The sequence below is a fragment of the Sphingobacterium hotanense genome (assembly GCF_008274825.1).
Classification (GTDB): Bacteria; Bacteroidota; Bacteroidia; order Sphingobacteriales; family Sphingobacteriaceae; genus Sphingobacterium; species Sphingobacterium hotanense.
The window spans coordinates 2,154,971-2,174,214 of the sequence record NZ_CP030848.1; the positions used below are offsets into that span (position 1 = coordinate 2,154,971).

At 40.0% G+C, this 19,244-nt stretch carries 20 protein-coding genes, 1 tRNA gene and 2 pseudogenes; 14 read left to right on the plus strand and 9 right to left on the minus strand.

The genetic code is table 11. The features are described 5' to 3' along the window. Positions 1-70 precede the first annotated feature (70 nt). The 5 genes and pseudogenes from DSM08_RS08935 (at position 71) to DSM08_RS08955 (ending at position 5,296) form a co-directional block, all read left to right on the plus strand. A pseudogene (locus tag DSM08_RS08935) lies at positions 71-534 on the plus strand (DUF6428 family protein). 18 nt (positions 535-552) lie between these two features. Beyond that, complete coding sequence (locus DSM08_RS08940) at positions 553-1,167, plus strand: arsenate-mycothiol transferase ArsC (protein ID WP_149525829.1); 615 nt, start codon at positions 553-555, stop codon at positions 1,165-1,167. A gap of 3 nt (positions 1,168-1,170) precedes the next feature. Continuing rightward, a pseudogene (gene arsB, locus DSM08_RS08945) lies at positions 1,171-2,201 on the plus strand (ACR3 family arsenite efflux transporter). An 84-nt stretch (positions 2,202-2,285) separates the two neighbouring features. Then, positions 2,286-3,146, plus strand: a complete 861-nt coding sequence (locus tag DSM08_RS08950; protein ID WP_149525830.1) for a sugar phosphate isomerase/epimerase family protein — start codon at positions 2,286-2,288, stop codon at positions 3,144-3,146. An 845-nt stretch (positions 3,147-3,991) separates the two neighbouring features. After that, a complete protein-coding gene (locus tag DSM08_RS08955) occupies positions 3,992-5,296 on the plus strand; it encodes a PDZ domain-containing protein (protein WP_187774020.1) in 1,305 nt (434 codons plus the stop codon). Between the two features lie 239 nt (positions 5,297-5,535). On the opposite strand, the gene DSM08_RS08960 is transcribed toward DSM08_RS08955, so the two are convergent. Beyond that, positions 5,536-6,489, minus strand: a complete 954-nt coding sequence (locus DSM08_RS08960) for an acetyl-CoA carboxylase carboxyltransferase subunit alpha (RefSeq protein ID WP_149527690.1) — start codon at positions 6,487-6,489, stop codon at positions 5,536-5,538. A 190-nt stretch (positions 6,490-6,679) separates the two neighbouring features. On the opposite strand from DSM08_RS08960, the gene DSM08_RS08965 reads away from it, so the two are divergent. Continuing rightward, positions 6,680-7,561 carry a mechanosensitive ion channel family protein gene (locus DSM08_RS08965; RefSeq protein ID WP_149525832.1) on the plus strand — a complete coding sequence of 294 codons (882 nt, stop codon included), beginning with the start codon at positions 6,680-6,682 and terminating at the stop codon, positions 7,559-7,561. Here the strand turns inward: DSM08_RS08965 and coaA are convergent. The 4 genes from coaA to DSM08_RS08985 form a co-directional block, all read right to left on the minus strand. Beyond that, entirely contained in the window at positions 7,548-8,492 is a 945-nt protein-coding gene (gene coaA / locus DSM08_RS08970) for a type I pantothenate kinase (RefSeq protein WP_149525833.1), read from the minus strand. The genes DSM08_RS08965 and coaA overlap by 14 nt on opposite strands. 51 nt (positions 8,493-8,543) lie before the next feature. After that, entirely contained in the window at positions 8,544-8,957 is a 414-nt protein-coding gene (locus DSM08_RS08975) for an OsmC family protein (RefSeq protein WP_149525834.1), read from the minus strand. A 3-nt stretch (positions 8,958-8,960) separates the two neighbouring features. After that, positions 8,961-9,335, minus strand: a complete 375-nt coding sequence (locus DSM08_RS08980; RefSeq protein WP_149525835.1) for a methylglyoxal synthase — start codon at positions 9,333-9,335, stop codon at positions 8,961-8,963. A gap of 186 nt (positions 9,336-9,521) precedes the next feature. Next, on the minus strand, positions 9,522-10,595 hold the full coding sequence (locus tag DSM08_RS08985; protein WP_149525836.1) for a patatin-like phospholipase family protein: 1,074 nt from the start codon (positions 10,593-10,595) through the stop codon (positions 9,522-9,524). Between the two features lie 83 nt (positions 10,596-10,678). On the opposite strand from DSM08_RS08985, the gene DSM08_RS08990 reads away from it, so the two are divergent. From DSM08_RS08990 to DSM08_RS09005, 4 genes are all read left to right on the plus strand, one after another. Then, positions 10,679-10,766 (plus strand) — tRNA-Ser (locus tag DSM08_RS08990). Between the two features lie 776 nt (positions 10,767-11,542). Beyond that, the gene (locus tag DSM08_RS08995) at positions 11,543-12,193 is read left to right on the plus strand and encodes an LYR motif-containing protein (protein WP_149525837.1); all 651 of its coding nucleotides are present in this window, start codon (positions 11,543-11,545) and stop codon (positions 12,191-12,193) included. A gap of 191 nt (positions 12,194-12,384) precedes the next feature. Next, positions 12,385-12,618 carry a hypothetical protein gene (locus DSM08_RS19145; protein ID WP_223110891.1) on the plus strand — a complete coding sequence of 78 codons (234 nt, stop codon included), beginning with the start codon at positions 12,385-12,387 and terminating at the stop codon, positions 12,616-12,618. 158 nt (positions 12,619-12,776) lie between these two features. Then, positions 12,777-13,154: a hypothetical protein gene (locus DSM08_RS09005; RefSeq protein ID WP_149525838.1), complete on the plus strand. Its 378-nt coding sequence runs from the start codon at positions 12,777-12,779 to the stop codon at positions 13,152-13,154. On the opposite strand, the gene DSM08_RS09010 is transcribed toward DSM08_RS09005, so the two are convergent. Next, positions 13,151-13,453: a hypothetical protein gene (locus DSM08_RS09010; protein ID WP_149525839.1), complete on the minus strand. Its 303-nt coding sequence runs from the start codon at positions 13,451-13,453 to the stop codon at positions 13,151-13,153. The two genes, DSM08_RS09005 and DSM08_RS09010, sit on opposite strands and share 4 nt — an antisense overlap. Before the next feature lie 428 nt (positions 13,454-13,881). On the opposite strand from DSM08_RS09010, the gene DSM08_RS09015 reads away from it, so the two are divergent. From DSM08_RS09015 to DSM08_RS19150, 4 genes are all read left to right on the plus strand, one after another. Next, positions 13,882-14,472 carry a hypothetical protein gene (locus DSM08_RS09015; RefSeq protein WP_149525840.1) on the plus strand — a complete coding sequence of 197 codons (591 nt, stop codon included), beginning with the start codon at positions 13,882-13,884 and terminating at the stop codon, positions 14,470-14,472. A 224-nt stretch (positions 14,473-14,696) separates the two neighbouring features. Continuing rightward, positions 14,697-15,149: a hypothetical protein gene (locus DSM08_RS09020; protein ID WP_149525841.1), complete on the plus strand. Its 453-nt coding sequence runs from the start codon at positions 14,697-14,699 to the stop codon at positions 15,147-15,149. A 348-nt stretch (positions 15,150-15,497) separates the two neighbouring features. Further along, positions 15,498-16,355 carry a hypothetical protein gene (locus DSM08_RS09025; RefSeq protein WP_223110892.1) on the plus strand — a complete coding sequence of 286 codons (858 nt, stop codon included), beginning with the start codon at positions 15,498-15,500 and terminating at the stop codon, positions 16,353-16,355. Beyond that, positions 16,294-16,638 carry a YARHG domain-containing protein gene (locus DSM08_RS19150; protein ID WP_223110893.1) on the plus strand — a complete coding sequence of 115 codons (345 nt, stop codon included), beginning with the start codon at positions 16,294-16,296 and terminating at the stop codon, positions 16,636-16,638. Before DSM08_RS09025 ends, DSM08_RS19150 begins: the two co-directional genes overlap by 62 nt. A gap of 444 nt (positions 16,639-17,082) precedes the next feature. Here the strand turns inward: DSM08_RS19150 and DSM08_RS09035 are convergent, their stop codons facing one another. Genes DSM08_RS09035 through DSM08_RS09045 form a run of 3 tightly spaced genes read right to left on the minus strand, consistent with a single transcriptional unit; the run spans position 17,083 to position 19,243 of the window. Beyond that, a complete protein-coding gene (locus DSM08_RS09035) occupies positions 17,083-18,021 on the minus strand; it encodes an LGFP repeat-containing protein (protein WP_149525843.1) in 939 nt (312 codons plus the stop codon). After that, a complete protein-coding gene (locus DSM08_RS09040; RefSeq protein ID WP_149525844.1) occupies positions 17,925-18,911 on the minus strand; it encodes a hypothetical protein in 987 nt (328 codons plus the stop codon). The genes DSM08_RS09035 and DSM08_RS09040 overlap by 97 nt, the downstream gene beginning before the upstream one ends. Continuing rightward, the gene (locus tag DSM08_RS09045) at positions 18,848-19,243 is read right to left on the minus strand and encodes a hypothetical protein (RefSeq protein ID WP_149525845.1); all 396 of its coding nucleotides are present in this window, start codon (positions 19,241-19,243) and stop codon (positions 18,848-18,850) included. Before DSM08_RS09045 ends, DSM08_RS09040 begins: the two co-directional genes overlap by 64 nt. Position 19,244: the final 1 nt, after the last annotated feature.

Consider the following 19,244-nt stretch of genomic DNA (forward strand, 5'->3'; position numbering starts at 1 on the left):
TTTTTAAGCATTCATATCGGTATATTACGATGTTATTAATGTGAATTAAACCATTTTAAAAATAATAGAGATGAAATTATCAGAAATCAAAAAATCTTACCGTCATTGGAAAATGTCGAATTTCAATTGGAAAACGGAACATTTGTGCCGGAACATTTTCATGTTACGGAAGTGGGCTTCATTTTAAAACGCTTTATAGACTGTGGGGGTAAAATTCGAGAAGAACGAATTATTAATTTTCAATTGTGGGATGCTAATGACTTTGAGCATAGACTAAAGCCGGAAAAATTGTTGAAGATTATTGAATTATCAGAAACAAAATTAGGCATTGAAGACGCGGAGGTGGAGGTAGAATACCAAGGCGAAACGATTGGCAAATATGATTTAAATTTTGAAGACAAGCGTTTCATATTGATGAACAAGCAAACTGCATGTTTAGCCGAAGATGCTTGTGGTATTCCTCTAGAGAAGCAGAAAGTGAAACTTAAGGAATTGAAAAATTCATGCTGCACCCCCAATTCCGGCTGTTGCTAAATGCTAAACTTTACAAAAATGTACATTGAACTTAGCGAGACTATTGTTAAGGAAATAGATTTCCAAAATATAAGTGAAGATCGCAAATTGATTTTGCGGCCTTTGATAGATTTTATTCAGCAAAAAATAGCGCATAAGAAAGTCGCAAATATCAATTTTATCTGCACCCATAATTCGCGCCGAAGTCACCTAGCCCAGATTTGGGCACAGGTAGCGAGTGCATACTTCAAGATTCCAAATATCTATTGCTACTCCGGGGGAACAGAGGCAACAGCACTCTTTCCAAAAGTCGCCGAAACATTATCAGAACAAGGATTTAAGGTATTCGGTATAACCCAAAGTGATAATCCAGTTTATTCGATAAAATTCAGCGATAATAGTTTGCCAATTATTGGTTTTTCGAAAGCCTATGACAACCCTTTCAATCCAACATCCGAATTCGTTGCTGTTTTGACTTGTTCGCAGGCAGACGAAGGTTGCCCTTTCATTATTGGGGCAGAAAAGAGAATCCCGATCAGGTATGAAGACCCCAAAGTTTCAGACGGCACTCCCGAGCAATCTGTAGTGTACATGAAACGCAGTTTGCAGATAGCAAGCGAAATGTTTTATGTTTTTTCAAAAATTAGTCCATAATCTATGCAACCAAAGTTAAAGTTTCTAGATCGCTACCTGACCTTATGGATCTTTCTTGCTATGGCAATTGGCGTAAGTATTGGTAACTTCTTTCCAAATGTTTCCCAAATTACCGATGGCTGGAACGTAGGTACTACAAATATACCGATAGCAATAGGATTGATACTGATGATGTATCCTCCTTTAGCAAAAGTAGATTATTCTTTATTGCCTAAAGCGTTGAAGGACAAAAAGGTAATCACTATATCTTTACTGTTGAATTGGATAATTGGAACTGCGCTAATGTTCGGATTAGCGGTCTTATTTCTACGGGACGAACCCGACTATATGACGGGCTTGATCTTAATTGGATTAGCACGATGTATTGCCATGGTTATCGTATGGAGTGATTTAGCAAAAGCGAATCGGGAATATACCGCTTTATTGGTTGCGCTAAACAGTATATTTCAAATTCTGTGTTACAGTGGCTTGGTATGGTTTTTTATCAATTTTCTGCCCAGTAAGCTTGGGTTGGCAGAGTTCAATGTCAGTGTGTCAATGGAGGACATTACTGAAAGTGTCCTGATATACTTAGGCATACCTTTTCTCGCGGGCTTTTTAAGTCGGTCTATTTTGGTTCGTTTGAAAGGCGTTGAATGGTACAACAGAAAATTTGTACCGAAAATATCACCCATCACCCTGGTTGCATTGCTCTTTACAATTGTTTTAATGTTTAGTTTAAAAGGTGATAAAATTGTTGAGTTGCCATTAGATGTACTAAAAATTGCAATACCCTTAGTCATCTATTTTGTCCTGATGTTTTTCGTGAGCTTCTTTGTAAATAGATCCTTAAAATTCCTTATGATAAAAATGCGTCAATAGCTTTTACGGCTACAGGGAACAATTTTGAACTAGCGATTGCAGTGTCGGTGGCAGTTTTCGGAGTGCATTCGCCTCAGGCGTTTGTGGGTGTAATAGGGCCGCTCGTGGAAGTGCCGGTATTGATCTTACTTGTGCGAACCAGCTTATGGCTAAAAAGTAGATATTATGCATAAAAATCGTTAAAGCCCAATAGCCGGAATTTGTGATTAAATCCACTTATCCTTATATTTAGGTTTATACAACATAAACCTACATCGATGAAAAATAAATCTGCCTCTAGGCGTCAATTTTTACAACAGTCTTTTTTGGCTGGTACGGCATTAATTACTGCACCATCTCTATTTAACAATACTGCTCATGCGGAGGAGCAATCTACCGTAAATAAACAGGATAGTTTGAAACTCGGTATCGCGGGATACAGCTTTGTTCACTTCAATTTGGAGCAGTCATTAGCCATGATGAAACGTATGGATGTGCGATATTTGTGTATTAAAGATTTTCATCTTCCTTTTGACAGCTCGGCAGAACAGATTGCAGCATTTCACAAAAAGTTGGCGGATGCTAATGTAAAAGGCTATGCCGTAGGTCCGATTTATACAAAAACAACTCAGGATATAGATAAGGCGTTCGACTATGCGAAACGGGTAGGGGTCGACTTGATTGTCGGCATCCCGGAAATAAAAGATCTTCCATACGTTTCTCAGAAATGTAAGGAAACGAATATTCGATACGCAATCCATAACCACGGTCCGGAGGATAAGATTTACCCGAATGCGACCGTTATCTGGAATAATATCAAATCGCTAGACAAGAACGTAGGTATGTGCTTTGATATGGGCCACAACATGCGCGATGGTCAAGATCCATTAAAAGACTTATTACGCTATAAAGACCGAATATTTGACTTGCACCTCAAAAATGTAACCTCTGCAACCGCAGAAGGTAAAACCTGTGAACTAGGGCGCGGCGTCATCAATATTCCAGCGTTTGTAAAAGGCCTTCAGAAAATTAAGTACTCGGGATCCTGTAGTCTAGAATTCGAAAAAGACATGAAAGATCCACTCGCCGGCCTAGCCGAATCGGTAGGCTATTTTAGAGGCGTGTTAAGTGCAATTTAATTTTAGACATTAGATATTAGATGTGAGACATTAGAGTATGGCGCCGACTAGGCGCCTTTTCTATTTGTGGAGATTGGGGCAAGGAGTTGGTCTATAATTTGAACGATTGGATTGAAAATGAACTAGGGTGTCTTGAGCAAGCAAAGGAAGGATGTAAGGATTGGCAGGATGCTTTTTCTGAACCAGGAAAGGAAGGAGGTAAGGATAATCAGGATCAAGTTTGCCGAATGTTTCGCCATCGGTCTTAATACTAAGTACTAAGTACTAAATACTATTTCTGAACCAGGAAAGGAAGGATTTTATGATTTTCAGGATCAAGTTTGCCGGGTGTTTCGCCATCGGTCTTAATACTAAGTACTAACTACTAGATACTATTTCTGAACCAGGAAAGGAAGGATAAAAGGATAATCAGGATCAAGTTTGACGTCGAACATCAAGTTTGAGCATGATACTAAACTCCTTAACTTTCCATTTGCTTAAAACCCTTGTAAAGCCCTTTCACTCCCCTTATATACCCAAATCAAACCCGCTTGGAAAGGGTTATGATATGCGTCAGCAAAGGATGTGAAAAAGTAATCCATAAATAATCACCAAACGCAATCCCGTCAATCCTTTTATCCTTCCTTTCCTGGTTCAGAAAAAATCCTGAAAATCCTTACATCTTTCCTTTCCTGGTTCAAAGACAATACATCAATCCTTTTATCCTTCCTTTCCTGGTTCAGACAATACTCTAATATCTAAAATCTTATATCTAATCTCTAATACCCACAAACCAATCTTTTTCCTTAAATTAGTTTCATAGCCATTTATAAATGAGATTGATCGCTCTTCTATGTATGTGCTTCATGAGTTTTTATGCTCATGGGCAATCCGAATTTTCTTTTCTAACAAAGAAACGGCATGTTGATTTTGAGCTTGTGGGCAATCTTATTATTGTTCCGGTCAAGTTGAATGGTGTTCCGCTTTCTTTTCTTTTGGATACCGGGGTGAAGGAAACTATTCTTTTTGCGGGAAAGCAGGATTCCGTACCGCTTGATAATGTACATCGCGTGAAATTTTCTGGAATTGGTATTGAGGATGGGGTAGAAGGAATTATGGCCATTGCAAATGATTTGGAGATTGGAGGCACCTTACGGGATTCCTCGCATAATGTTTTTGTCATCAACGGCGAAGAACTGGATATCTCCAGTCATATTGGGATGCCCGTTAATGGGATATTGGGAGCACGATTTATACAGCAATTTATGCTGAAGATTGACTACATCAAGAGCCGGATTAGCCTATATGATCCCCAAGACTTTCCGGAGAAGATTATTCGAAAATTTACGAGAGTTCCTATTCATCTGGAACGTGATCGACCATATACGGAGGTGGATATCCGTTTAGCTGATGATCGGATGGAGCACGCTAAGATGCTTATCGATATGGGAAATTCAGATGGACTACTGATATTTCCATTTGTTCTAGACTCCTTTCAAGTGAAGGAACCTAATGTATATGAGTTTATTGGTCGAGGTTTTAACGGCGAGATTTATGGAAAGCGGAATAGAATTGCCGGTTTCGACTGGGCTGGATTTCAGATTAAGCAACCCATTGTTTCGTATCCCGATTCCAATGCCGTCCACGCGGCGAGATTAGCAGAAAGTAGGATAGGATCTGTGGGAAGCCAGGTGCTGCGCCACTTCCATGTGATTTTGAACTATCAAGCGGAAGAGATCTATCTGCGGCCGAATAAGAATTTTGGGAAGCGTTTTGAATTCAATATGAGTGGGATGGAAATAAAGCATGATGGCTTGGTATGGGCACAGCGCGAAGTGCCGACCAGCATTGGTAGCCGAAGCAAAGACGATCCTCATGGAGGTGTAACCGCATGGCAATCGCAGATATTGAAATATGAATTTAAGTTATTGCCGGTGTATGTGGTAGCAGGGGTACGGAAAGATTCGCCAGCGGAAAGGGCGGGAGTACTGAAGGATGATGTGCTGATTAAGATCAACGGCAAAAAGACGGAAAACATGAAACTGAAGGATGTATTGCATAAACTGCAACATAAAGATGGCGACCTGATCAATTTAATCGTAGAAAGAGCTGGAGAACAGAGACAATTGCAATTTAAATTGGTCGATCCGATACCGTACAAGGGAAATTGATGGTGAGGCGTGCGGGTGTTGGATGTTGAATTATTGGAGCTTGTGTGGTTCGAGGCAATATAATTTTGGTATATATAGTTTGAGATTGTATAGTTTGAGCCCTTTAGTGAAAGGGCTCTACGCAGTTCGTCCTAGCTAATTCCTATATAGTTTGATTGGAATTTATAGGCGCTATATATGACGATATACCGGCCAGCAGATACATAAAAGAAAAAAGCGTCTTTTCAGACGCTTTCTCTTTATTCATTTACAACTCCCATTTTACTGAACTTATCAATTCGTTCAGCGACTAGGGGGTCTTTATCTTTTTGTAGTAATACCGCTAAATCCTCTAGGATTCTGTTTTTCACATTGATTGCTGTAGTTTCCGGATCTTGGTGTGCTCCACCTAGGGGCTCGGCGATGATTCCATCGATCAATCCGTTGCCTAGCATATCTTCAGCCGTTAATTTTAAGGCTTCAGCAGCGCGTTCCTTGTGGTCCCAGCTTCTCCATAGAATAGATGAACAAGACTCGGGAGAGATTACCGAATACCATGTGTTTTGCAACATGTAAACACGGTCGCCAATACCAATACCTAAAGCACCTCCAGATGCACCTTCGCCAATAACGATACAGATTACGGGAACTTTAAGTACCGACATCTCCAGTAGATTTCTAGCGATTGCTTCACCTTGACCGCGCTCTTCAGCTTCTAGTCCTGGATATGCACCCATGGTATCAATTAATGTCACGATAGGTTTGTTGAATTTCTCAGCCATCTTCATCAGGCGTAGAGCCTTGCGATAGCCTTCAGGGTTTGCCATTCCAAAGTTGCGGAATTGACGTTCTTTCGTATTCTTACCTTTCTGATGTCCAATCACCATTACGGGTTGCCCAGCGATAGACGCGAAGCCACCAACGATAGCTTTATCATCTTTGACTGTACGGTCACCATGTAATTCAATAAAATCGTCACAGATTAGGTCAATATAGTCGAAAGTTTGAGGACGGTCGGCATGGCGTGACATTTGCACTTTTTGCCATCCGGTCATGTTGTTGTAAACCTCAAGCTTAGTTTGTTCAAGTTTTTCTTCCAGTTCGCGGATCGTTGCTCCCATATCTACTTTGGTTTTTTCTTCTACTTGCTTTACCTTTTCGATTTGAGTTTGTAAATCAGCGATAGGCTTTTCAAAATCAAATGTTGTTTCCATCATAAACTATTAGCTGCCAACATAGGCGAAGCTAAGTTAATTGTTTTTTAAGAAATTATGAAAACTAAATTGGTGGGGTAAACAAGGTTATACCGGCTAATCTTTATTTATCAACTGATTTTGAGCGGAATAGCGAAGTTGTGGAGATTGCAGTTTTGTGCAATAGTTAAAATTTAATAACTTCATCGGCATGATTGCAAAGGCTGAAGACAACAAACCTAGATTTCCATATGTTTTTTTACTAAAAGTGTTTTTAGTGATCGGGTTGATTGCCGCCGACACTTATCTGGCTGCGGAGATAGCGCAACGGACAAAGCTTGTGCAGGTGATGCGAGGCCTTTATAGCTTCCTGATCCCGAGTATCTTCCTTTCTGTGATACGTTATATCGTCATCTTCTTGTACAATGCAAGACATAAGCAGCGCGCAGTACGAGGAAACTTCGTTTTGGGCGTGAATCGATTGACGGCTGTATTGAACGTCGTCTTCGCACTGATAGCCCTATTGATCAGCTTTGGGATCAACCCAAAGGACTTTATTACGAGCTTAACGATCGTCGCGATGGCGATTGCGGTTTTGTTCCGCGACTATATCACCAACATGATTTCCGGATTGATCGTTATGTTCTCGGAACAGCTTTCTGTAGGGGATAGAATCAAAGTAGGCGAGCAACGAGGAAGAATTGTGGATATTACCTTCGCTAATATTGTATTGCAAGACGAGGAAGATGATATTATTATGGTTCCGAATAACCTGGTGTTCACTTCCACATTTATGAATCTTTCCGCGCATCAATCTAGTTTATTTACGGTGCGATTTGAATTGCCTTTGCAGGCATCTTTAGAGGTAGAAGAGTTAGAAGAGGCGCTACGCGTAAGCTTAACGACGCATCCGAATCTAAGCGATAAGCCCGAGGATTTTCAGCTGAAGGTGATTGAACTGGGGAAAGACTTTGTCCGTTATAAGCTAGATCTTCATGCCGTAAGCAACAGCAATCGCATGCATAGACAATTGGAGAACGAAATATTGAAAGAGGTAATCAAATTTGAGCGTAAGGTACTTAAATCTTCCTAACCTTCACACGCTTTACGAAGTGGTGTGAACCTTTCTTTAGGATGAGATCTGCACGGTAGCGAGTAGGGAGGATATTTTCATGTAAGTTTGGTCGGTTGATCTCATTCCATATCTGCGTTGCCATCTCCACGCTTTCTTCTACGCTCATATTCGCATATTTATGGAAGTATGATTTCTCGTTTTGGAAGGCGGTTGCTCTTAAGGATTCGAATCTGTCGATATACCAAGCCACGATGTTCTTTTCGTCGGCATCCACATAAATAGAATAATCGAAGAAGTCGGATACGAAGACCCCATTTTTGCGCGAGTTGACCTGCAATACGTTGATCCCTTCGACAATCAAGATATCAGGTTGTGCAATCGTAATCTTATCCTGCGGCAGTACGTCGTATTCCAAGTGGGAATAGATTGGGACCGTTAATGATGATTTGCCAGATTTGACGTCCGAAAGAAATTGCAGTAGCTCTTTTGTATTATAGCTTTCCGGGAAACCTTTTCTATTGAGGATGTCGCGGCGTATCAGTTCCTTGTTGGGATAAAGAAAACCGTCGGTAGTGACTAATTCTACTTTCGGTTTGTTCGGCAACAGCGATAGGACCTTGCGTAATACCCTCGCCGTTGTACTTTTACCGACAGCTACAGACCCGGCAATGCCGATGATAAAGGGAAGTTTACTGTTATTGCGACGGAAGAAGTCGTTGCTTTGACGGTGCAACTCTCGGAACCCGGTGATATGTACGTCCAATAGATGAGCCAACGGAATGTAGATATCTTCGATCTCTTCCATCGTTAAAGGCTCATTTAGGGCGTGCAATGCACCTAAATCCTCTTCAGCTAGCATATTACTCAACTGACCATTCAACCGTTTCCACTCCTCACGTGTAAAGTTTTGAAATGGACTGGTAAACGTATGTTCGCTAATAAAAGGCATAGGGTTCTTTTTTATTCGAGCGCAAATATACAATCTTCAACAATTTTCCGGCTATTTTGTTGTATCAATTACATTACTTTCTATCACAATTGGATTCTGTAACATCTTGTGGATAGGACATTTATCAGCGATTACATAAAGTCGTTTGACCTGATCTTCATCGAGATTTCCCTCAAATGTAATGTGACATCTGACATATGTCGTCTGTTGTAAATCACTTTTCACAACCTCACTGCTCAAGTCTATATTTATTTTTTTGACATCCCATTGCTTGCGATTTGCATACATGCGCATGGTGATCACTTTGCAGGAGCCAATGGATGCTAGAAGCAATTGGCTGGGGGTGAGGCCTTTATTTTGGCCACCTAAATCTAGGGGTTCGTCTGCTAAAATGGATAGATCGCCGTAGGCTACTTTCGTTGTGTAATTCTCTTCCTCTATAGTAACCTGTACTTCGTTTGCCATATGTTATTGATATTCTAAAAGTCCTTTAATAATTAGTGATCCTGTTGCGGGGTTGGTTGCTAGCGGTACATTCCATAGATCGCAGATACGCATCAGCATTTGTATATCGGGTTCGTGGGGGTGCTTGCCAAGAGGGTCGCGGAAAAAGATGATGCCGTTGATCTTTCCCTCTGCTGCCATTGCCGCAATCTGGGCATCACCGCCCTTAGGGCCGCTAAGCTTGAGTTCCACTTCTAAACCGGTTTGTTGTATATAGGAGCCAGTGGTTCCGGTTGCTACCAAATGGGCTTTGGCGAGTTCCTCCAGATGGTCTTTTACGAAGGCCACCATCTCAGCCTTTTTACCATCATGTGCTATTAATGCAATAGTTTTTGCCATGTTGTAGATAGTCTTTTTGTGATCTTTGTTGACGTCCGTAAGATAGTGAAAATCTTGGAAAGGCTATATCGGGAAAGTGTCGTATTGAGAAATTGAGCTATTGTATGCGGTTGTTCTAATCTTAAGAAAGTTTGTAAAACTATTTTGCCATTAACTGATAATGGCATTTGTTAAATACGTCGCGTACTAAAGCTTGTCTTTGAGGAATTTCCAGACGGAATATCCTTCTTTCTCTTCCTTTTTCTCTGTGTTTTCTTTATCAGCAATCAGGTCTCTCGCTAAAGCATCGAGCAAATCTTCATTTTCGCTGATGAGTTTGTCGGCTAAGGATACCAATTTCTGTATATTAGTTTTGGATGCCGCGTCTAGCGACGGTTCAATGGAAGAGAGATTTGTTGGTTCTAAACGAATGTAATTGTTTGATTTATGGATCGATCGAAACAGTTGCCGCAAGAAGAAGTCATTGGATTCCGATGACCCGCTTGACATGATATCTACTAGTGCAGGACCGATGGAGATGGCTTTTTTCTTTTTGAAGTCGTCGTAGTTATAGGCGTTTTTTGCAAGACCAGTCCCTAGTGAAAGGATATGTACATCGTCTATTTTAAAGGTCTGAAAAGTTTTGAGCACCTCGATCAACGCGCATATGCTGGGATTATGAGCAAACAGACCTCCGTCGACCAATGGATAACGCGTACCGGCGAGTGAAAAGATTTGCGCAACGGAAAAATAGGTGGGAGCGGCAGTGGTCGCCCGACAAACATCACGCACAAGGTAGTCGCGTGATGGGCCATGAGAGATTGCTTTCTGTTGCCTAAAGAGGTGGTTCTTTCGAAGCTCAATATTGTAGGCTGTCATTAAGCAAGGCTTGATGAGCTGGCTGAGTTTAATATCGCCCACATAATCGTTAACCGTTTTTTCAAGCACTTTTTCATCATAAAGTTCCGCTAAGAGTCCAAACTGGTTTAAGAAACGTCTCCAGCTGCTGGTGGTAAATATTTCGGTGCCATGTTCTAAGTAAATGTCTAGAGCTTGTTTGGCTGTGTATTTTGGACGATTGCCGTTTTCGGCATCCGGACAGAGTAGAAGGGCGATGAGCAAGCCGCCCGTGCTGGTGCCTGCGAAGAATTCAAAATAGTCAGCAATATGAGCGTCAGGGTTGTTGGTAAAGCGTTTGATTCGTTCGTCCAGTGAGACGACAACCATCCCTGGGATAATGCCGCGAATACCACCTCCGTCAATAGATAAAATACGTTTCATTGTGTTTCAGCCCGCTAAGAATTATTTTGAAATATAATGCTGCTTAAGTTACGAAAAATTATATATTTGCACCCACATTCTCAGGAGAGGTGTCAGAGTGGTCGAATGAGCAGACCTGGAAAGTCTGTATACGGGATGACTGTATCGAGGGTTCGAATCCCTCCTTCTCCGCATCCTCACAAGGACAAAATATCAAAACCCTATTAATTTCACAATTAATAGGGTTTTTCTTTTTATCATTATCCAAAAACCTCCCAAAAGTGTTATTTCCAGCGAGACTTTAGCGAGACCTCGCCCATCTACAACAAAAGGTCTCGCTAAAACAGTCAGCTAGTTGACCAAGAAAATTCAACACCCGTACCATCAGTTGAACATCTTGACACAGCACAATTCAAACGATAATTTGAAAAAGCAAAATAAGACCACCACGATGAATGCAAGAATTACAACTCACATGATGAGGACGGGTTCTTATATATACATAGAAAGATAGAACGTATCGCTGAAACTTTAAAGAAAGAGTATGGCTATCCAAAGCTGCGTTATGTTGATCACGACTTAGAAGACGGCGTCCACTTCGGATTCGATGGTGAAAACCTGCATTATGTGGTTACTTATGAGGAGGGGTGAGTTAGGAATGTTGAGGATAATTATTAAGTTGGATAAATGTCCAAAACTATGATAGTTACGTCGAAAATCAGAAAGTCACTCGTGAAAAACTGGAAAAGCGATGAATACGTAGAAGATATGATTCTAAATCTTCAATCACTTTTACTTGAGGAAGAAGGATATATTTCAGCCACCTACCTGAATCACAAAATATAAGAATACTCTTATTCTCCTGAAGACGAGTTCTTTGAGAACGCCCTGTACTTTGAGGTAGGGTGAGGTTTACATCTACCAGGTGTAGGCGTTTTTTGTTATATTAGTGTTTAACCAAATCCATTATGAATTTATACTCTATAGTCGATCTTCCCATTGATGAATACATCACAAATGAAATATTCCCCGGCTCAGTCGCTCCATCACTCAATGGAACGTATGCAGAAGGGGAAAAGCACCTACTAAAGCATATCATTAAGCAGACCAACCAATTTAAAGATCCTTTGCTCCGACAGTATGCTCTTAGAAAACTACACGATGCATTTATTAAGCTGGATTTTACAGATGAACAGAAATTGAATGGTGAGCAATTTACAGAATACAGATTGAAAGTATTTAACGCAGCATTTCAAACCGTAGTGAATGGACTTGTCTTGGAATTGCATGATGCAGGTGTAAATGTTTATGAAGAAACGTTTTCTCAAAACGATTATGACGCGTTAAAGTCTAAGGTTGATGATATTGCTGAAAACCTATATGATTTCATTACGAAGCAAAACGACATGAACAACTTTAATTTTAATAACTACGAGGAGCTACGAGACTTTGTGATGCAAGACGTTGACAAAGTTGCTTTGTTCGGTAAGGATACAGTGAAACATTTCATCTTCGGGAAGATATCCGACATGGCTTTTAAAGCTGGCGCGATGACCTTGTTGTCTTCCGTTCCAACAGAGTATGAATCTCTCGCTAGTTCTATCAAACAGATCTTGTAACCGAGGTGCCTTAAACGATTGCTCATTTTCAGTAAAGCAAAATATTTTTTTTGCTAATATGTTTAGTCTATAATATTTTTAAACCAAAATGACACTAGTTATTTTAGTAAATATTTAATGTAAATTTTAGCAATGGCAGCAGGTAGACCGACAGACTATTGTGAAGAATATAATGAGCAGGCGTATAAGTTGTGTCGCTCGGTGCTACTGATGCCGAATTAGGAGATTTCTTCAATGTAACTGAGCAGACAATTAACAACTGGAAAGAGGCGCATCCTGAATTTTTTGAGTCCATCAAAAAGGGCAAGGACTTAGCAGATGCAAAAGTAGCTGAAAAGTTATTTCATAGAGCGTTAGGATTCGAAACCACAGAGGTGATAACAGCAGCTTATCAAGGCTTTATTACCGATATAAAAGAGGGTTAAGAAAGTTTATCCGCCCGATCCAACAAGCGCAGTTTTCTGGCTTAAAAATAGGCAACCTAAAAAGTGGAGGGACAAACAAGATGTTGACCATACATCTAGCGATGGGACAATGTCAACCAAGCCAACAACGATAGTGTTTACGAAGGGGAATAGTGGGAATGGAAGTATCGGAGAAGCAGAGTCTAAAAATCAGTGATAAGTACGAGCCTTTGTTTGAGTGGTTTTCTGTAGAAGACGAAAGCGACCCACTTTACAAAGTTGACACAATCATAGTAATCGGGGGGCGTAATAGCCAAAAGTCTTTTGCTGTCGGGACAGGAACGTGTATAGCTGCAAAAGACTTTATACTGTCCGTTCTTTATACTCGATACTCAATGAGGGCGACAGAGGACTCTATCATTCCGGAGTTCAACGAGAAAATAGAAATACTCAATTGCGAGACTTCGTTTAATGTATTGAAAGATCGCGTCATTACCAAAGATGGCAAAGCCAAGATAGTCTTAAAAGGGAAAGAATCTTTATTGGAATCGAGCTAGTAAATCGATACGGGTTTAAATTCATCTATTATTATATATTCTGGATGTTCGTATTTGTATTTTCTTACTAAGTTTCTCAATAGACCAAGTTCTAATTCATCAGATACTTGCTTGTCACAAATATAGAATCGAACTTCTCTGTAGTTTTCATTGACCTCTGACCAAGCTAGTAGCTCAGATCCGGAATGTAAATAAACCCCAATTCCTTTTAACTTGGTCTTTTCGTTTATAATCTGATAATAATCAAAACTTAATGGTTCAGAAGGTAACTTGCTAAGGAGTTTGATCTTTCTTATCATAATTTGTATTGATTTCTAATTGTAAAACATACTTTAAAACAAGATAACAAAATTTCCTCAACTGAATATGATAGCAAACAAGGTTTGATAAACGTTGCGCCCTATAGGATTTCAATCAGGTTATTACTGTTTCTAATTCCCATAGTGTCCTCTAGATCACCTGTTTGATTCGCGACCTACAATTTAGTTTCCCAATAATTCTTTATGCATTTTACCCATTTGTTACATCGTTTTTATGTAGCCTTCGTTTCGCTTATCAAAAGAAACTTTTAAATATGCTCTAGTACGCAATTTGAACGTTCGTTAAGCGAGCAATATCGGCCGTGGATATCCATTAAAGGCGTGCGACGTCATAATAAATAGAGACTTTGCTATCGAATTAGAAGTCAATGTGAAGCTCGCCATTTAGTACTTTAACCAATAAAATCATGAAATATATTTTTACAATCATTAGTTGTATTGCTCTGCATTTTCCAGAAATGGAAAACTCGTCTGTCATTAAAAATAATATTCCTGATGAGGGAAAAGCTATATTAGTGAAAGTGAGTTTTTTTCCATCTTTTCATTTGCCAGTCGAAACAATATTCAATTTGAATGAAAAATATTTTGTCTTTTATAGCCCAGTTCCGCATTCTGTAGATCTACCGCAATCAATACTATCGCACAATAGCAGCGACGAAGAGGTTAGGGAAGAGTACCAGAATTACCTCGATGAACGCCCAAGATTAGTACCGTTTAAATCAAGTTTAAGCGATAATGATATTGTCAGTATTCAAAATATAGTAAAAACATTTAGTGATTCGGATTTTAGTGATGAAGTTGAAGAACCAGCGACTGATGGCATGTCGGTTAACATCGCGATATTACTATCCAATAGTAAATGTTATCAATTAAATCCTTTGAATGTTCCAAGTCAGAAACAAAGGGAACTATATCAGCAGATTTTGAATATCATTATTTCCAAAAACATCAATGATAACAATGCCGTAATTCTAAAAAAGTTAACAGAATACGATTAGTTTCTGCAAATCTCGATCAAGTAGAATTTAAACGTTTAATTCATTTCTAGCATTTGCAAAGATACCGAAGAATCAACCTTTTTGACACTTGAAGAAGAAGTCAATCCCTAGTACAATTACAACATAGAACCGACTGCCTCAACAAAGAATATCAACCTATTAAAGCGATTTGTGGAAACATTTTGTACATTAGATTAATACAATAACACGTAGCGTAGCATTCAATGTACACTGACGAAACTAACCTTTCTTTACTCATTTCCTTGCTCTCTGAAGAAAGAGACCGCCTTCAGATCCTTATCGATCAAGCAATCTCTGATCACGAATATTTAAGTGCGCATTATCATGCTGTGGCTTTAGAGAAAGTCAGTCTAAGTCTTTATAAGCTAAGAAATATCGAAGATCCTTTATATAGTGAAAAGGAATTTTGGAAAAGAACCATAGAACTTTTAAAAAAAGACATAGAATCAGAAGGTTCAAGCGATATGTTGGAATATTACGAAAGTTGTATTCTAAATGCTAGAGAAGAGTTGGAAAAACTAAGTCAGGAAGTTAGGCAACCTAGCCACAACGAAAGCCGTCAATTCGCTGCTGTCCTAGAACAGTTACTTGATAAGAAGGTTAAAAACCTAAAACTTTTCTTAGATAAGACGGATAAATTTTACTATTCGCATTAGCTATGCGAATAAGGCTGTAAAAGTCAGCATGCCGGGAATAAAGACACTTCTGAACAAAAAAATTATCTCTTACCACAACCTTGAAAAGCTTAGAAAAATAAGCTTTGAATACACATTAAATGAAACTAAACTGACTTTGACAATTAATGGGAATAAGGAAGAGATTCTCAAACAATTTAATCATCTGTTTGCCAAAATTGTCTTCGAAGTTTTCCAATTCAGCGATTTCAAAGAGGCTGCTTATCTACAATTTGTAGACAAAACCCAATCATGATTGCCTCAACAACCTAATTTCCTGCTATATTCTTTATATTTAATTCAATAAGTCAGTCTTATTCGACTGACCCTATGAAGAATATAAAAAAAATAGCAATTCCTATGCGTCAAAAACATCTCCTGTCTCTATTATTTCTGTTCCTCAGTATGGGCGCATTTGCCAATGATGGTACTTACTTTGCGGCTGGAAATCAATTAATCCCAATCCAAGAAACCGATATTTCTGTACAAAAGGAGATACTTACCGTCAAAAAAATCAATAATCAATTTATCGAGGTCGCGGTCTACTACGAGTTTTTCAATCCCTCAAAAGAAAAAGAACTGATCGTTGGATTTGAAGCCATATCGCCAAGCGGAGACGTCGAAGGTGCTCCTAAGAAGGGACTTCACCCTTATATGCGCGATTTCACGGTAAATATGAACGGAAGTCCGTTGAAATATCAAGTTGCCTATGTTGCTGATTCGCTTTACAATCAGAATGGGAAGATCATGAACATCGACCTCGCGAATTTCGATGGCAGCACGAGTGGCAACTACGTTGACTTTTTCTACGTTTACCATTTCAAAGCCAAGTTTAAGAAGGGGATGAATATTGTTAAACATACCTACACCTTCGATGTCTCTGGAGGTATCGACTATAACTTTCAATTCGACTATGTGCTTACGGCAGCAAACCGTTGGGCTAATAAGCAAATCGACGACTTTACATTGAACATAGAGATGGAGGATTTTGAAGACTTTTATATTGATAAGACTTTCTTCAAGCGCAAGGACGAGTGGAAGATTGAAGGGGTAGGAAAGGTAAGAGATATTAATGCAACAGCAAATTCACCATTAGATTGTAACGCTTTGGAATTCGCAGTAAAAAGTGGAAAGGTTAGTCTTTCAAAAGAAAAACTTCAGCCCGAAAGGAGAGCTTTCCATTTATAGTCATAACCTCTATATCCATGAAATTCTAAATGCGGACAAGGACTTCTACCTACCGTTTTCAATTTATCAAGCCGATAACATCAATTTCGAAGAACCTCTCTTGAGCTTCCAAAAGAAGATATTGAGAAATTTACCCTTCGCCAGACGTGGGTTTGTATTCAACGACCCCGAGTTGAAAAAATACTACGAATCGGTCTATTGGTATATGCCAGACCCTAGTTATTCTCCGGCTATCAGCAAACTCCATAAATCAGAACAACAATGGATTGAAAAATGGAAGTGAGGTGGTCTTTTAGTTAGGAAAGCAAGGATGTGAAGATTGACAGGATCCTGTTAATCCTTGTATCTTTTCTTTCCTGGTTCAGACAAGAAAGACATAACACAATATATTGACCCGATCCTGCCTATCCTTGTATCCTTCCTTTCCTGGTTCAGACAAGAAAGACATAAGACAATATATTGACCCAATCCTGCCTATCCTTGTATCCTTCCTTTCCAGACAAACCTCTAATCTCACAGCATACATCTCACGTCTACTGTCTCACATCTTACATCTAATCGCTATTGCAAATCCAAAATAGAAGGCCTGACAATAGCCCATACGCGTTTATGCTTCACCTTATTATCCTCGTATCGAACCTGGTATTCCGGCATTAGAATATGGCAGGAGATTCCTACATGGCCTGCGACGTTTCCTTGATAGATCAGCGAAACTCCCAGGTCGTCTTCAATCCATTGTTTTTTTTGCGGATATTGGGGTGCCATCAGCTGCAGTTTGAGCTAGGGCGCTATCATTATTTGGAATTCCTAGTGAAGCCAGTGCGAACCCGCCGCCATTTCCATCAACTACAGTCAGCATCCGCGTTTCGGGATTATACTTATAAACAATCTGAATGTGGTCGGCACCTCCTTTATCCGAGTTGTCTACGAGGACAATGTCGCCAGGCAGAATATCCAGCTCATATTCGGCTTCGATATCTTCAAAGGTGATCATCTTCCTGGCAGCATCCTGTGCGCTGTGCTGTTCTTTCAATTGCGTGTTCTCTGGATAATCCTTACGTAGTACACCGGAACCGTCAAACGCTATCTTACCATAGGATCCAAATAGCGAGATATTCCTAGTGTTCATGAATTGACTGGTTGTTCTGCTAGGCACTCCAGCTTGGGCATAAAAATAAGCAACTGCTTTCCCGCACCATGATTCTTCGCTGCCTTTTTTGATTCTGTTTTCTATGCTGCTTTGCGGCTCAGATAACGCTTCAAAAGCATAGTCTGCAATCTCCTGAAGCTTGGCGACCAAAGGCGCTCGCTGTTGCTCATAGCTATCTAAATCGACAAATTCATACATTTCAATCTGGCTACCATTCGGATATTGCCAACTGATCTTTCCGTATTCAAAATAACTCACTTTGCCACCAGCGACGCAAGGATCATCCATTTCATCAGACCGTGGATAGCCTAAGCTGGAATTCGTTTCACCAACTTCCTGATATTTCATCAAGATATTGCCGTGAACTTCAAATATAAGCTCATCCGGACAAGCATATAACACACAGTTCTGGCATATCGCTACACGACCATTAGGCAGATTCGATTCACTAAGAATGGCGCCCGTGTCAAAACCGCGACGGGCGAGTTCTGCGATTTTAGTACTGAAATTTTCCATGATCTATTATTCAAAAGTTTAGGATCGCTACTGTAGGGGAGTGCCGGCATAACCTCGCATATCCAACCCAATGCCTGTATCCCGGGATTTATTAATTCGTTTTTACTATTTATTTGGCTGTCGGCAACATTGAAAAAGCCCAAGCTGATACTGTCTCCAGCATTGGCAATGTCTTGCTGTGACCAATTAGCGCGAATCCTCAGGTTTTTGACCAATATCATCGCCGTTGTGATGCATTTCAGTTCGCCTTGATTGCTACTATCTTTCAATCCGTTGGAGAAGAAATTCTTCTCCAACGCTTTAGCATACCAAAGTTTTGCGTAGTGCAGCAACGAACGGTCAAACCAATCACGTTGTAGATTCACCATACAGTAATCAAATGAAAGTTCATAGCCATCTGCCTGGGATTGCTCCTGTACCACTAGCTTTTCTTTATGCAATTGATGGGTGAGTGCGATCCTTTTTGACAACAGTGGTTTGACCATAGTTGGATTGATTTCACTGCTTAGCATAGGCTTCGCTTGAAGATTGATCGCTTGACTACCCATCTGAAGTCGTTTTGTTCGGAGGAATTTATGATTGAGTGGCTTTTTGACTTTTTGTTCATGAAACAGCATATTATTGAAAATTCCCTTATGAGTTACGATGCCTTCAAATTTAGTTTCCACGGCTGTTGTCAACCGGGATTGATCTATTCGATTCCACTTAAGATTAAAGCTTATGGGTTTATCCTGCTCGTCCGCTTTCTCTGGAAATTTCTGAGAGAAAGATTTACTCGTCCATATTGCTGCATTTTTATTGTACCACGCTTCCGGATGTCCTGTGACTAGGAAATAGGAACCTGATGCTGTGACGACGGACGCTCTTTTTCCTTTTTCAAGTTTCCCCATCGCTTCCGCCTTCGCACGACTGAAGATCGTTCGGTAATCTTCTCTTTCGGCATCATCAAAAGATCCTCTCGGAAAGTACTGGAGTATACCAAAGTTTCTAATAAGTCCGTCAATCTGGATGTCCCGAACGTCATGCTCTCCTGTATGGCCGGAAGTCGCTCAGCAAGAATAGACAACTGTTCATTGGCCCTCGTCTGGCTTTGCGGATCGTTAGGGTCAAGCTCGTCTATCATGCAGCCAATGGGTTCAAAAGCAATGAACAACTTGCTCTCCTCTAGTCCATCCTTAAACTGGCTAAGAAAGAACTCTTGTAGTTTTGCTTGAAAGTCCATG

Excerpts from the sequence above, each read along its gene's own strand:
- DSM08_RS08940 (WP_149525829.1), top strand. The coding sequence starts at position 553 with ATGTACATTGAACTTAGCGAGACTATTGTTAAGGAAATAGATTTCCAA.
- DSM08_RS08950 (WP_149525830.1), top strand. The coding sequence starts at position 2,286 with ATGAAAAATAAATCTGCCTCTAGGCGTCAATTTTTACAACAGTCTTTT.
- DSM08_RS08955 (WP_187774020.1), top strand. The coding sequence starts at position 3,992 with ATGAGTTTTTATGCTCATGGGCAATCCGAATTTTCTTTTCTAACAAAG.
- DSM08_RS08960 (WP_149527690.1), bottom strand. The coding sequence starts at position 6,489 with ATGGAAACAACATTTGATTTTGAAAAGCCTATCGCTGATTTACAAACT.
- DSM08_RS08965 (WP_149525832.1), top strand. The coding sequence starts at position 6,680 with ATGATTGCAAAGGCTGAAGACAACAAACCTAGATTTCCATATGTTTTT.
- coaA (WP_149525833.1), bottom strand. The coding sequence starts at position 8,492 with ATGCCTTTTATTAGCGAACATACGTTTACCAGTCCATTTCAAAACTTT.
- DSM08_RS08975 (WP_149525834.1), bottom strand. The coding sequence starts at position 8,957 with ATGGCAAACGAAGTACAGGTTACTATAGAGGAAGAGAATTACACAACG.
- DSM08_RS08980 (WP_149525835.1), bottom strand. The coding sequence starts at position 9,335 with ATGGCAAAAACTATTGCATTAATAGCACATGATGGTAAAAAGGCTGAG.
- DSM08_RS08985 (WP_149525836.1), bottom strand. The coding sequence starts at position 10,595 with ATGAAACGTATTTTATCTATTGACGGAGGTGGTATTCGCGGCATTATC.
- DSM08_RS08995 (WP_149525837.1), top strand. The coding sequence starts at position 11,543 with ATGAATTTATACTCTATAGTCGATCTTCCCATTGATGAATACATCACA.
- DSM08_RS09005 (WP_149525838.1), top strand. The coding sequence starts at position 12,777 with ATGGAAGTATCGGAGAAGCAGAGTCTAAAAATCAGTGATAAGTACGAG.
- DSM08_RS09010 (WP_149525839.1), bottom strand. The coding sequence starts at position 13,453 with ATGATAAGAAAGATCAAACTCCTTAGCAAGTTACCTTCTGAACCATTA.
- DSM08_RS09015 (WP_149525840.1), top strand. The coding sequence starts at position 13,882 with ATGAAATATATTTTTACAATCATTAGTTGTATTGCTCTGCATTTTCCA.
- DSM08_RS09020 (WP_149525841.1), top strand. The coding sequence starts at position 14,697 with ATGTACACTGACGAAACTAACCTTTCTTTACTCATTTCCTTGCTCTCT.
- DSM08_RS09025 (WP_223110892.1), top strand. The coding sequence starts at position 15,498 with ATGAAGAATATAAAAAAAATAGCAATTCCTATGCGTCAAAAACATCTC.
- DSM08_RS09035 (WP_149525843.1), bottom strand. The coding sequence starts at position 18,021 with ATGGAAAATTTCAGTACTAAAATCGCAGAACTCGCCCGTCGCGGTTTT.
- DSM08_RS09040 (WP_149525844.1), bottom strand. The coding sequence starts at position 18,911 with ATGGGGAAACTTGAAAAAGGAAAAAGAGCGTCCGTCGTCACAGCATCA.
- DSM08_RS09045 (WP_149525845.1), bottom strand. The coding sequence starts at position 19,243 with ATGGACTTTCAAGCAAAACTACAAGAGTTCTTTCTTAGCCAGTTTAAG.